General features: G+C 67.1%; 8 protein-coding genes. 1 reads left to right on the top strand and 7 read right to left on the bottom strand.

The window, feature by feature from the left end; all coding sequences use genetic code 11:
* Nucleotides 1-31: 31 nt before the first annotated feature.
* Nucleotides 32-481, bottom strand: coding sequence for an SRPBCC family protein (locus AC4ELS_RS16310; RefSeq protein ID WP_499048157.1), 450 nt, complete (start codon nt 479-481; stop codon nt 32-34).
* Nucleotides 482-520: 39 nt separating this feature from the next.
* Between AC4ELS_RS16310 and AC4ELS_RS16305 the strand changes: the two genes are divergently transcribed.
* A complete protein-coding gene (locus tag AC4ELS_RS16305; RefSeq protein WP_499048154.1) occupies nt 521-1,129 on the top strand; it encodes a TetR/AcrR family transcriptional regulator in 609 nt (202 codons plus the stop codon).
* Nucleotides 1,130-1,274: 145 nt separating this feature from the next.
* On the opposite strand, the gene AC4ELS_RS16300 is transcribed toward AC4ELS_RS16305, so the two are convergent.
* From AC4ELS_RS16300 to AC4ELS_RS16275, 6 genes are all read right to left on the bottom strand, one after another.
* Nucleotides 1,275-2,690, bottom strand: coding sequence for a phytoene desaturase family protein (locus tag AC4ELS_RS16300; RefSeq protein WP_499048153.1), 1,416 nt, complete (start codon nt 2,688-2,690; stop codon nt 1,275-1,277).
* 97 nt (nt 2,691-2,787) lie between these two features.
* Nucleotides 2,788-4,341: an acyl-CoA carboxylase subunit beta gene (locus AC4ELS_RS16295; protein WP_055118670.1), complete on the bottom strand. Its 1,554-nt coding sequence runs from the start codon at nt 4,339-4,341 to the stop codon at nt 2,788-2,790.
* The gene (gene pks13 / locus AC4ELS_RS16290) at nt 4,338-9,782 is read right to left on the bottom strand and encodes a polyketide synthase Pks13 (RefSeq protein WP_499048151.1); all 5,445 of its coding nucleotides are present in this window, start codon (nt 9,780-9,782) and stop codon (nt 4,338-4,340) included. The genes AC4ELS_RS16295 and pks13 overlap by 4 nt, the downstream gene beginning before the upstream one ends.
* A 62-nt stretch (nt 9,783-9,844) precedes the next feature.
* Nucleotides 9,845-11,734 (bottom strand): long-chain-fatty-acid--AMP ligase FadD32, encoded by a 1,890-nt coding sequence (fadD32, locus tag AC4ELS_RS16285; protein ID WP_499048149.1) that lies wholly within the window; start codon nt 11,732-11,734, stop codon nt 9,845-9,847.
* A 254-nt stretch (nt 11,735-11,988) separates the two neighbouring features.
* The gene (gene culp6 / locus AC4ELS_RS16280) at nt 11,989-13,002 is read right to left on the bottom strand and encodes a carboxylesterase Culp6 (RefSeq protein ID WP_064882777.1); all 1,014 of its coding nucleotides are present in this window, start codon (nt 13,000-13,002) and stop codon (nt 11,989-11,991) included.
* A 42-nt stretch (nt 13,003-13,044) separates the two neighbouring features.
* The gene (locus AC4ELS_RS16275) at nt 13,045-13,491 is read right to left on the bottom strand and encodes a hypothetical protein (protein ID WP_064882834.1); all 447 of its coding nucleotides are present in this window, start codon (nt 13,489-13,491) and stop codon (nt 13,045-13,047) included.
* Between the last annotated feature and the right edge of the window lie 66 nt (nt 13,492-13,557).

Raw genomic sequence — 13,557 nt, 5'->3', positions numbered from 1 at the left:
CGAAAATCCGTGTCATAACTGGCCAATCGCACTAGCCAGCCGGCGACTTTTCGGCGGCGGCAACCAGCTTGCGTGCCAGCGTCCCGAGCACGACCCGCAGAACCAGCCGGTAGGCCAATCCGACCACCCGCCAACGCGTCTCGAACCGCCCGCGCCAGGTCACCTCGGTACCGTCGGCGACCTCGTCAAACGTCACCTGTGCCTGATAGTCGCGGATCGGGCCGTCGGTGAGCATGGTGTAGCCGTGCCGGCGGTCGGGTTCGTGGATGCTGGTCATCTCGCGGGTCGGTTTCCGGCGCATGCCCACCGCCCTGATCGCCCCGACGCCGCCGTCATCGGCCGGGCCCCGCGTCTCCCATGCCGAATAGGGAATCAGGGGAGCGGCCCACTCGGACCAGCGGGATCCGTCGGACACGATGGCGAACAGGGTCTTTGGCGACGCAGTTGCGTGGCGCCGAATGACGCATTCGTAGCGGTTCACGGTCGGGACTTTAACAGAACGATGTTCTATTATTGCGGAATGCCGGAACCCTCCCCGCCGTTCACCCGCGCACGCAGCGAGGCGCAACGTCAGGACCGGTCGTCCCACGTGTTGGCCGCAGCGCGGCGATGCCTGGAGGAAACCGGTGCGGCCACACTGACATTGGGCGACGTGGCCGCAGCAGCCGGACTCGCGAAGTCGGGCATCCTGCGGTACTTCGGGTCACGCGAGGCGCTACTGCTGCGGGTGATGTACGACGAACATCTGACCTGGATCGAGGCCCTGGCCGACGAACTCGGCCGGTCAGCTCCCGCGGCGGCACTGGCCCGCACACTGGCAGCCCACCCGGTGCTGTGCGATCTCATCGCGGCCTCACCCGTGCTCATCAATCGACTCGACCCGAAGGGCTTCCGCACCCTGACGACTCAGGGCGAAGCCGCACAGCGGCGACTCGGCTCGGCACTGCAGCAGTCACTTCCATTGTCCGACGAACAGCTCCGGTCCCTGACGGCCGCCGTCCACGCCTTTACCGGTACCGCGTGGGCCTGGGCGACGCCGGACTCGGCCGGGCGCGACGCCATGGTCACCGACTTCGAAGCAACCGTGAACCGGCTACTCGAGATCTTCATCGTAGGCCTGCACGGGTGATTACAGCGAATACGAGTGCCCTGTGGACAACTTGTGGATGGTTTTCGACAACCCGCGCATCACAGCTTTTCAGGAGATACGTTTTCGAATTACACGCTTGTGAGTAAGGTTGTGCGCCGGCGGCCTGTCGCAAACCTGAACGGTGTCACCGCGGGAGAGCGGACAAGGCGACCGCGGCCGCGTTCGCGCCGCACATACCGTGCGCCCCGGGCCCCGGCGGGGTGGCCGCCGAGCACAGGTACATGCCGGGGACACCAATTCGGTACGGCTGCAGCGTAGTACGGGGGCCGAACATCAACTGCCGGATATCCTTGGCACCCGTACAGATGTCACCGCCGACGTAGTTGGCGTTGTACACCGACATCTCCGTCGTCGACCGCACCGACGTCCCGACGATCCGGTCGCGAAACCCGGGGGCGAACCGCTCGAACTGACCGATGATCGCCTCGGTCGCATCACCGGTGTAGCCGTGAGGCACATGGGCATACGAATACACCGGATTGATGTCGCCGACCGAGCGGCTGGGATCGGCCACATACTGCTGCCCCACGAGCACAAACGGTCGCTGCGGCATCCGGCCGGCGTAGATCGCCCGCTCCGTCGCCGCAACCTCGGCGAAGCTGCCACCCAGATGTACCGTGCCGGCGTTGTTGACCGCGGGATTCGTCCACGGCACCGGACCCTGGACCGCGAAGTCGATCTTGAATGCACCTGGCCCGTAACGGAATCCACCCAGACCACGGGCGACCCGCCGTGGCAGCCGGTCCCCCAAGATGTCGACGACGGCCGTCGGCGCAAGGTCGAACATCGTCACCTCGGCCGGTGGGAGTTGCGTTGCCGACGTGACGCGAACACCGGTTTCCACCTTGACACCGAGCTCCGCGAGCACCGCGGCCAACGCATCGGTAATGGCCTGCGAACCGCCCTGCGCCACCGGCCAACCGTGCCGGTGCCCGGCCGTGATGATGCCGAGGCCGATGGCAGACGTCAGCGGATAGTGCAGGGGCCGGAAGGTATGTGCCGCAACGCCACCGAACAGAGCCCGAGCCCGTTCGGTACGGAAGAGCCGGGCGAATGCCGACGCCGGGAGCAGGGTTGGCGCACCGAACCGGGCCAACGCCACCGGATGCCTGGGCACGCGCAACAGCGGCCCCATGATGTCCTGCGACAGGAGGTCGAAGTTCGCCGACGGCCCACCGAAGGCCCGGCGCCAGCGGCGGCCGTCCGACCCGAGAGCCGCTGCGGTGTCATCGATGCCGCGATACAGCAGGCCGGCGTCACCCTCGTCGAGAGGATGCGCGCAATCGATTTCAGGCCATTTCCAGTGCAGTCCATGGCGTTCCAGCCCGAGACCGCTCAGGAAAGCCGAGCCGACCGCCATCGGGTGGATCGCCGAGCAGTGGTCGTGAACCAGGCCCGCGATCTCGCCCTCGCCGGAACGCACCCCACCGCCGATCTCATCGGCGGCCTCCAGCACGGTGACGTCCAGTCCGGCCTTCGCCAGGGTGATGGCGGCCGCGAGACCGTTGGGCCCGGCGCCGACCACAAGCGCGGTAGTCATGCGTGGTGCCCTCCTGCCTTTCGCCGAGCAGACGTGTAGGTACCCCTAAACCGTAGTTCAGGAGTACCTACACGTCTGCTCGCGCTGGAAAAGAAGGTTAGATCGGGGTCAGGCCGTGCTTGCGCTGAACCTTGGGCATGTTCTGCTTGTCCCGCAACAGGTGCAGGGACTTGCGGAGCAGCAGCCTGGTCTCGTGCGGCTGGATCACACCGTCGATGTATCCGCGCTCGGCCGCAATCCACGGCGTGGCCAGGTTGAGGTTGTAACCCTCGATGAAGTCGGCGCGGATCTTCTGCACCTCGGGCGCGGTCGGATCCGGGAATCGCTTCACCAACAGCTGCGCCGCGCCTTCGGCGCCGATCACCGCGATACGCGCGGTCGGCCAGGCGAAGTTCAGGTCTGCCGAGAGCTGCTTGGAGCCCATCACCGCGTACCCGCCGCCGTAGGCCTTGCGGACGACGATGGTCACCTTCGGCACGTCGGCCTCGACGATCGCGTTGAAGAACCGGCCGCCACGCTTGATGATGCCGTCCTTCTCCTGCTGCACACCCGGCATGGCGCCCGGGGTGTCGACCACGAAAACCAAAGGCAGGTTGAAGGAGTCGCAGAACCGGATGAAGCTCGCGGCCTTGTCGGAGGCGTCCGTGTCCACCACACCGGACAGGAACATCGGCTGGTTGGCGATCACACCGACCGGCCGACCGTCCACCCGCGCGAACGCGGTGATCATCGCCGGGCCACGCTGCTCGGCGATCTCGAAGACGTCACCGTCGTCGAAGATCCGCAGCAGGATCTCGTGCATGTCGTACGCGGTGTTGTCGGAATCCGGCACGATCGAATCCAGCTCCAGATCGTGTGGCGTGATCTCGGGTTCCAGACCCGGGTTCACGATCGGGGCATCGTCGAAGTGGTTGGCGGGCAGGAACGAAAGATAGTCGCGCACGTACTGGAACGCGGCCGCCTCATCCTCGACAACCTTGTGGATGTTGCCGCGCTGGGCCTGCACGTCGGCGCCGCCGAGCTCGTCGAACGTCACATCTTCACCGGTGACGTCCTTGATCACGTCCGGGCCGGTGATGAACATGTAGCCCTGGTCGCGCACCGCCACCAGCAGATCGGTCTGGATCGGCGAATAGACCGCGCCGCCAGCGCATTTGCCCAGAATGATGGAGATCTCCGGGACCAGACCGCGCAGCATCTCGTGCCGGCGGCCGAGTTCGGCGTACCAGGCCAGCGAGGTCGCCGCGTCCTGGATGCGGGCGCCGGCGGAGTCGTTGATCCCGATGATCGGGCAGCCGACCATGGCCACCCACTCCATGAGCTTGGCGACCTTGCGGCCGAACATCTCACCGACCGAACCCTGGAACACCGTCTGGTCGTGGCTGAACACGCCGACCGGGCGGCCGTTGATGGTTCCGTGCCCGGTGACCACGCCGTCGCCGAAGAGCGCGTTGGGATCCCCCGGCGTCTTGGCCAACGCGCCGATCTCCAGGAAGCTGCCCGGATCGAGCAGTGCGTGGATGCGGGCACGGGCGCTCGGGATGCCCTTCTTGTCCCGTCGCGCAATGGCTTTGGGGTCGCCCGGCTCCTTGGCCAGTTCCAGCTTCTCGCGGAGCTCGGCCAGGAGTTCAGCCGTGGTCTTGTTCGTCACTTGCTCTCGCTCTCGGCTTCGATACGGTTGATCGCCTCGCTCATGTGAGCACCGACTTTGGCAATGTACGGCTCATCGATGGCCTGGATGTGCTCGCCTCCGATGGGCACCACCTCGAGATCCTTGACGTACTCGCCCCAGCCGCCGTCGGGCTTGCGGGTCGCGTACGCAGGCTCGAAGACGATGGCGTCATCGTGGTACCGGTCGGCGAGGTACAGCGTGACGTGGCCGTCGTAGGGCTGGACCTCGATGGTGGCCAGAGCCCGCTGATCCAGGTACGACGTGCGCTGATGCTCGATGATCCCGCCGGGGATCTGCACACCGCTGTCCTTGATCGCGTCCAGGACGAACTTCACCTGGCCCTCGTCGTCGAGCTGCTCCAGCTCCTCGTACGGAATCGCCGGGATCTCGACATTGAACGTGCGCTGGGCGAACAGGGCGTAGCGGTCCCAACGGGCCCGCATGCCTTCCTTGCTCTGGTCGATCGGCTCGCCAGGAAGCGCGAGGTCGATCAGCCCGACGAACCGGACATCGGCGCCGGCCTGCTTCAGACCGATCGCACACGCGTAGGCCAGCGCCCCACCGAGCGACCAGCCGGCCAGGATGAACGGGCCGTTGTGCATCGCCAGCAGCTTGGGCACGTACTCGGCGGCACGCTCCTCGATCGCACCCTCGACCCGCTCGATGCCGTAGATCGGGGTATCGGCAGGCAGCCGCTTGATCAACGGTTCGTAGACGACGGTCGATCCGCCGGCCGGGTGGAACACGAACAATGGAACGTGTGAGGTTCCTTGTTTGGGAGCCCGCAGCGTACGGACGAATCCGTCCACCACACCCTCTTCGAGCTGATCGCGCACGATCGTGGACAGCTCTTCGATGGTCTTGGCCGAACGCACCTGTTCGACGGTGACGGTGCCCTCGGCGCGCTCGGAGAGCCGCTCGGACAGCTTGGTCGCGGTCTCGACATCGACGAAGGGCAGCTCGTTGAAGATGCCGCTCGGCGACTTGCCGGTGACGATCGCCCAGGTGGCGAAGGTGACCCGCTCCGCGGCGTCACGCGGGGGCACGTCGGCGCCGAGCGCCTCGGTGACGGCCTCCTGGGTGAGCACCTTGGCAGCCGCGGCAGCCGCAGTGGCCTTGCTGGGTCCCGACGGCGCCGGGGCGGCCGGTCCGCTCGGATCGCTCGGCGGAGCCGGGACGGCCGGCCCGCTCGGATCACTCGGCGGCGGCGGGATCTCCAGGCCCTCGGTGGCAGCGGCCTCGGCGACGGGGTCCACCCCGGTGACTGCTTCGTCTTTTTCGCTCAACGGATGTCCGGCCTCGGCCAGCTTGGCCTCGAGCTCGGCAACCGTCGAGGCACCGCCCAGGAGTTCGGACTGCTCGGCCGCGATCTCCTCGGCCGTCTTGCCCTTCTGGGATTCGGCGATCTGATCGACCTCGTCGCGGTGCTCGATCGCGTACTTGATGAGCTCCTCGACGTTGTAGAGGTTGGCGTCACGCACGGCGGTCAGCTGAATCGGTGGCAGGTCGAAGTCGTACTCGACGCGGTTCTTGATCCGCACCGCCATCAGGGAATCCAGGCCCAGCTCGATCAGCGGCACCTCCCACGGCAGATCCTCGGGCTCGTAACCCATGGCGCCGCCGACGATGGCGCCGAGCCGCTGCGCGATGGTCTCGCCCGACTCCGGCGACCACTTCTCGAACCCGGCGCCCATGCCGGCACCCTTGGTGAGGTTGTCCTGAAGGATCTCGGCATCATCCTCGACCTCAGGCTCGGCCAGAGCCGGCGCGGCCGAAACCTGTTCGGCGACAACACCGGCACCCACCGCAGTCGGCAGCGTGGTCGCCGCACCGCCGCGAGTCACGATCGCGTCGTAGACCAAGGTGAACGATTCATCGATGCGGGCATGCACCTGCACCGAGGCCCCACCCGGGTGCCGGGTCAGCGTGGTGACCAGGCGGGAACCCTCGGCGGGCACCGCACGCTGCTCCGACGCGGTCAGCTTGGCATCCGGAAGCACCTGCGCGGCCGCGGCTTTCACCAAGGCAGCCAGGTCAGCGGTGCCCTTCGACACGAACTCCCAGACGTGCTTGCCGTCGGGTGTGGCGACGTGGTTGCCGGGCATCACCGTGGAGGCGTCGCCGGTGAAGTGCGCGTCCAGCCAGTGCTGCTTGCGCTTGAACTTGGTCGGCGGGATGTTGGCGAAGTCCAGCGCGCCGGCCAGGCCGGTGGACTTGCGTGGGAACAGGGTCCGCAGGTCCAGGTCATGTCCGTGGACGAACAGGTGGGCCATGGCCGTAACCATCGAGGTGACCTCGTCCTGCTTGCGGGCCAGGGTCGCGATCAGCTGCGCATCGTGCAGCCCGGCCGAAGCCGTCGTCAACCCAACCTGCATGAGCGCCACCGGGTTCGGTGCCAGCTCCAGGAATGTGGTGTGACCGTTGTCCACCGCGTTGCGGATGCCGTGGGTGAAGTAGACGCTGTGCCGCAGGCCCTTCTTCCAGTACTCCACGTCGTGGATCGGCTCGGCACCCGCCCGGATGAACTTGCCCTCGTGCACGGTCGAGAAGTAGCCGGTGCTCAGCGGGTGGGGTTCGATGCCCTGGATTTCAGCGGACAGCTCGCCGAGCAGCGGGTCCATCTGCTGGGTGTGGCTGGCGCCCTTGGTCTGCAACTTGCGGGCGAACTTGCCCTCGGCTTCGGCACGGGCGACGATCGCGTCGATCTGCTCCGGCGGACCGCCGATCACGGTCTGGGTCGGGGCGGCGTACACGCACACCTCGAGACCCGGGTAGTCGGCGAACACCGTCTTGATCTCGTCGGCCGAGTACTCGACCAGCGCCATCAGGCGGATGTACTCGCCGAACAGCATCGCCTCGCCCTCGCCCATCAGGTGGGCACGCGAGCAGATGGTCCGGGTGGCATCGGCCAGCGACAAACCGCCGGAGAAGTATGCTGCGGCGGCCTCACCGAGCGACTGCCCCACCACTGCACCGGGTTTCGCTCCGTGGGCCTTGAGGAACTCACCGAGCGCGATCTGGATGGCGAAGATCACCGTCTGGACCACTTCGATGGGGTATTCGCAGGTTTCGTTCGTGTAGTCGATCGCGTCGTCGAGGATCAGCTCGACGACCGAGTACCCGCGCTCATCCTGGATATAGGCGTCGACCTTGTCGATCCACTCGGCGAAGACCGGCTCGCGCAGGTACAGCTCCTTGCCCATCTTGCGGTGCTGCGCACCGAAACCGGCGAGCACCCACACCGGGCCGTTGGTGACCGGGCCGTCGGCCGAGATCACACTCGGATGCTGCTTGCCCTCGGCGACCGCCCGCAGGCCCTTGACCGCCTCGTCGTGGTCGTGGGCCAGCACGATGGCACGCGAACGGCCGTGGTTGCGGCGCGACAGCGAGCGTCCGATGGATTCGAGCGACGACGCCCGGCCTTCTTCGCTGTCGATCCAGTCGGCCAGCGCCGCGGCGGCGACCTTCTTGCGTGAGGTCAGGAAGGCCGAGACGGCAAGCGGGACAACTTTCTTGACCGGCTCGGCGGCGTCGGCGGCGGCCAGCTCCTCGCGGGCCTGCTCGATCAGGCGCTTGGCCTCTTCGGTCAGGCCGGGCAGCTCATGGTTGGCCTCGTCGTACGCTGGGTACTCGTCGGCCCCGGATTCATCGTCGTCGTGGATGAACTCGCCGTACTCGTCCATCCGGACGCCCCCGACGTAGACGGCGTTCGCATCGTCGGCGGCCGACTTGTCCTCGACCACTTCGGGTTCCGGCTGCGGTTCGACCAGATCCGATGGCAGGACCTCGCGCAACACCAGGTGCGCGTTGGCGCCACCGAAGCCGAAGCCCGACACACCGGCGATGGCGTGCCCGCTGTAGCGCGGCCACTCCGAGACGGTGTCGTTGACCTTGAGGTGCTCTTTGTCGAAGTCGATGTACGGGTTGGGCCCGGCGTAGTTGATCGACGGGGGCAGCTTGTCGTTGGCCAGTGACAGCGCCATCTTGGCCAGACTTGCCGCACCGGCCGCCGACTCGAGGTGACCCACATTGGATTTCACCGCACCCAGCAGCGCGGGCTTGTCCGCGTCGCGACCGCGCCCGACCACGCGCCCCAGGGCGTCGGCCTCGATCGGGTCACCCAGGATGGTGCCGGTGCCGTGCGCCTCGATGTAGTCGACGCTGCGCGGGTTGATCCCGGCGTTCTTGTAGGCCTTACGCAGAACCGCTTCCTGCGCATCGGGATTCGGGGCGAGCAGCCCGTTGGACCGGCCGTCGTGGTTGATCGCGCTACCGGCGATGACGGCCAGGATCTGGTCGCCGTCGCGGCGGGCGTCGGACACCCGCTTGAGCACCAGCATGCCGCCACCCTCGGAGCGGGCATAGCCGTCGGCGTCCGAGGAGAACGACTTGATGCGGCCGTCCGGCGCCAGCACGCCACCGACCTCGTCGAAGCCGACCGTCACCATCGGGGTGATCAACGCGTTGACACCGCCGACGATGGCTACGTCGGCCTCACCGGAACGCAGTGCCTGCACACCCTGATGCGCTGCCACCAGCGAGCTCGAGCATGCGGTGTCGACGGCGACCGACGGGCCGCGGAAGTCATAGAAGTACGAAACCCGATTTGCGATGATCGAACTCGCGGTTCCGGTGATGGCGTACGGGTGGGTCACCGACGGGTCCGAGACCGCCAGGAACTGGTAGTCATTGGTCGAGTTGCCCACGAACACACCGACACTGGTACCGCGCAGACTCGACGCCGGGATCCGGGCGTGCTCCAGGGCCTCCCAGGTCAGCTCCAGCGCCATGCGCTGCTGTGGGTCGATGTTGTCGGCCTCCATCTTCGACAGCGCGAAGAACTCGGAGTCGAAACCCTTGATGTCCGACAGGTAGCCGCCCCGGGTGCGGGCCTTGGCCACGCGCTCGGCGATCCGCGGCTCGGCCAGGAACTCTTCCCAGCGGCCCTCGGGCAGGTCGGTGATGCAGTCCTTACCGGCGAGCAGGGCGTCCCACATCTCGTCGGGGGTGTTGAGGTCGCCCGGGAAGCGGGTGGCGACGCCGACAATGGCGATGTCTTCCACATCGCGCTCCCGCGACCAGTCCTCGTCGTCGGTGCTCGGGGGCTCGGGCTCGCCCTCGATGATCACCGTCGCCAGCGACTCGATGGTCGGGTGCCGGAACAGCACGGTGGCCGTCAGCGTGACCCCGGTCAGGTCCTCGATGTCGCTGGCCATCGCCACCGCGTCGCGCGAGGACAGGCCCAGCTCGATCAGCGGCGTGGTCTCGTCGATCACGTCCGGCGACTGACTCGTGGCGGTGGCCACCGCTTTGCGCAGCCACTCGCGCATCTCCGCGACGGTCAGGTCGGGGCGCGGCGCCGGTGCCCCGGCGGGCTGGGTGCCCTCTGGAAGATTCGAATTGCTTTGTGTTTCATCCATATTCAGGTCACCTTGCATCAGAACGGGCTGGTCGGCCACGTGTCGTTGGCTTAGAGGTTCGGTCAGTCCGTCTCGTCGGGGAACGCGTTGGCGATCTTCCCGCTGCGCAGGCTGCCGTCCAGGTACGCGGAGCGGCAGGCCCGACGGCCGATCTTGCCGCTGGAGGTACGCGGGATGGCGCCGGCCGCGGTCAGCAGCACGTCGCGCACGGTGACACCGTGCCGCACGGCGATCGCGGCCCGGATGTCGTCGGTGATCGGGCCAACTTCGAGCTTGTGGGAGCCCGGAGCGCGCTCGGCGACGATGACCAGCTGCTCGGAGCTGTCGTCGTCGTCACGGTGCAGACCGGCGTGCGCGTTCTCGAACACCTCGTCGGGAAGCTGGTTGGCCGGCACCGAGAAGGCCGCGACGTAACCGGTGCGCAGCGCCTTGCTGGCCTCCTGCGCCGAGTACTCCAGGTCCTGCGGGTAGTGGTTGCGGCCGTCGATGATCACCAGGTCCTTGACGCGGCCGGTGATGTAGAGGTCGCCGGCGTAGAAGGCGCCGTAATCGCCGGTGCGGACCCAGGTGGCGTCGTCGTCGGCACCCTCGGCGTGGGACGGGCTGGTCCGCGACTTGAGGGTGTTCTGGAAAACCTGGACGGTCTCTTCGGGCTTACCCCAGTAGCCGGTGCCCATGTTCTGGCCGCTCATCCAGATCTCACCGACCTGTCCGTCGGGCAGCTCGGTGGCGCTCTCGGCGTCGACGATGACGGCCCACTCGGAGACGCCGACCTTGCCTGCCGAGGCCTGGGCGACCGCCTTGGGCGAGTCTGCGTCCACCTCGACGATCCGACCGGTGTTGAGCTCGTCGCGGTCGACACAGATGATCTTCGGCTCTTCGGCGGACGGCGTGGTCGACACCATCAACGTGGCTTCGGCCAGACCGTAGGACGGCTTGATCGCCTTGGCCGGGAACCCGAACGGGCTGAAGGCCTCGTTGAACCGGCGCACGGTGGCCGCCGAGATCGGCTCGCTGCCGTTGAGCACGGCCTTGACATTGGAGAGGTCGAGCGGCTCCCCGTCCTTGGGCACACCACGCGCGGCGGCGTGGTCGAACGCGAAGTTCGGGGCCACCGAGATGACACCGCCGGTGTCGCCTTCCTTGCGTGCCATCTCACGAATCCAGCGTTCGGGTCGGCGCACGAACGCGGCCGGGGTCATGAAGGTGAAGTAATGGCCGATCATCGGGGCGATCAGACCGGTGACCAGACCCATGTCGTGGAAGAACGGCAGCCAGGACAGTCCGCGGTCGCCCTCCTCACCTTCGAGCGCCTCGACGATCTGCACGACGTTGGTGGCCATGTTCAGGTGGGTGATCTGCACACCGGTCGGGATCCGGGTCGAGCCGGAGGTGTACTGCAGGTAGGCGATGGTCGACTCGTCGACGTCCTCGAAGTGGACCCAGGTGGCGGCGACGTCGTCGGGCACGGCGTCCACCGCGATGACGCGGGGACGCTGGTTGGCCGGTCGGCTGCGGAAGAACTTGCGGACGCCCTCGGCGGCCTCGGTGGTGGTCAGGACCGCTGCCGGATGGCAGTCGTCCAGCACCGCGTGCAGGCGGCCGACGTGGCCGGGCTCGGACGGGTCGAACAGCGGCACCGCGATGCGGCCGGCATAGAGGGCACCGAAGAAGGCGACGAGGTAGTCCAGGTTCTGCGGGCACAGGATGGCGACGCGGTCACCGGGTTGGGTGACCTGCTGAAGCCGGGCGGCCACCGCCTTGTTGCGGGCGCTGAACTGCGCCCAGGTCAGGTCACGGGCGACACCGTCGCGCTCGGTCGAGAAGTCCAGGAAGCGGTATGCCAGCTTGTCGCTGCGAACCCTGGCCCAACGCTCGACGTGCTCGACGATGCTGGCGCCGTCAGGGAACTTGATCTGACCGTCCTTGATGAACGGATTGATGAACGGCATATAACTCTCCTGTCAGAGCCGTACTCGTCGCGTTGTCGCACGTCACTGGAGGTGCGTTGCAGCCACTCGGGCGGCCGTACGTACCCAAACCCGGACGATCGTACCGGGCGCGGCGACCACGCCTACGAGTCAGCTGACGGCTCTAGTCAACCAACCACGCACGCGCAAAGCTCTTATTTTTCTCTTAATGTTAAGGGACCGTGACGGTCCCGGCCAAATCCGCCACGCGAGTCGCGGTCCGGGCGTGTTCGGTGTCAACCGTGCTTGGGGTGCGGCGCGTTGTCCACCAGGCCCTTGGCCCAGCTCAACGTCCACTGCGTGGCGGTCTCCCCGTTCTCCACCCAGAACTGCGGGGTGTTGTACAGAGCGTGCACCGGGCCGGCCGCGCTGCCGGTCAGTGTCTCCAGGGTCTTGGGCAGGTTGAAGATCGAGAACGCCTCCTCCGGCGCCGAGCAGATCAGGTCTCCCTTGCCGCATATCTGATTGGTCCGGTCGTTGAGCGCCCCGAAGCCGCCCTGCCGCGGTCCCGTCATGGTCAGACCCATCTCGGACAGCACCGGCACCTCGTGCAGCGTGATCTCGGCTCCCTGGCCGGGCGGGTTGGGACCGATGTCCTGCCCGACGCCGAATTGGCGACGCCCGTCGGCGATCAACGTCGCGCCCAGCACCAGGTCCTCGTCCACCGGGCCACGGCCGTTGCCGATATCGCTGGCAAGGTCCCCACCGATCACCGCGCCCTGCGAGAACCCGGCGATCACATAGCTGGTCAGCGGGCACCGGTCGTTCATGTCCGTCATCGCCTTGACCGCGGTGCGCTTCCCCTCGGCGCGGCTGTCGTTGTAGGACATCTGCTTGTCTGCGGCGAACGGGTTATGGAACTGCGCGGTGTAGGGCACCGTGTAGACCTCGAGCCGGTCCTTCCCGAACTGCTCGGACATCGGCCGGCTGATATTGCTCATCAGCGACAGCGGGAACTGCGTCGGGTTGAACGGGTCGTCCTGAGGCGAGGACTCCCAGGTGCCGGGGATCGAAACCAGCATCACGTCGGGGCAGTCGGCGGACTGGAACTCCGGGCGCGGCTTACGTGTCGTCGACGGTCCCGGAACCCCGGCCGGCGGCTGGGCCGACGGCGGCGCCGACGGGCTCTCGGGGCGACGCAGGTAGATCACCACGATGGACACCACCAGCACCACGACGAGTGCCATCGCCCCGGCGGCGATCAGTGCCAGGATGCGGTGCCGCTTCCGGCGGCCGGCATTTTTTGCCATGGGTTACTCGGGCTCCTCGCGTGCGGTGCGGTGATCTGCTTGTCAGCAGAGATGTTCGGTGGCGATACGGATGTAGTCGGTGGCGGCGGCATCGATCTCGCCGGACGTGGGGCTTTCCGAGGTATGGGCAGCCCGGACATCACTACGGACCAACGGCAGGACGAAATCCCGTACCGCCTGGTCGTTCAGCTTGGCGGCGTGAGCCTGGCACACATACGACCCGATCGACAGCGCCAGCAGCTCACTGGACGGGTTGATCCCCGTGTCCTTGAGCTTGTCGAGATACGTGTGCTGCTGCGACGTCAGGTCCAGCTCACCGGGACGACCCTGCTGAGGTTGCGCGGACACCGCCTGCGGCTGCGCACCGTTGACCTGTGACGTCGGCAGGGCCAGCGGCGCCATGATGTCGCCGCCCGCGTCGCACGCCGTGAGCAACGACGCAGCGGACACCGCTGCCACCAGGGTGGCCGACCGTACCGTGTGCTGCACGCTTCCACCGTACCGGCTGGTGAAAAGTGCCCCGGCGCAGCTGATTCTGGTCACCACGGCAGCCCG

The organism is Mycobacterium shunyiense (assembly GCF_058270035.1).
The sequence above is the reverse complement of the archived record's forward strand: the minus strand, read 5'-3'. Positions and strand labels throughout refer to the sequence as shown.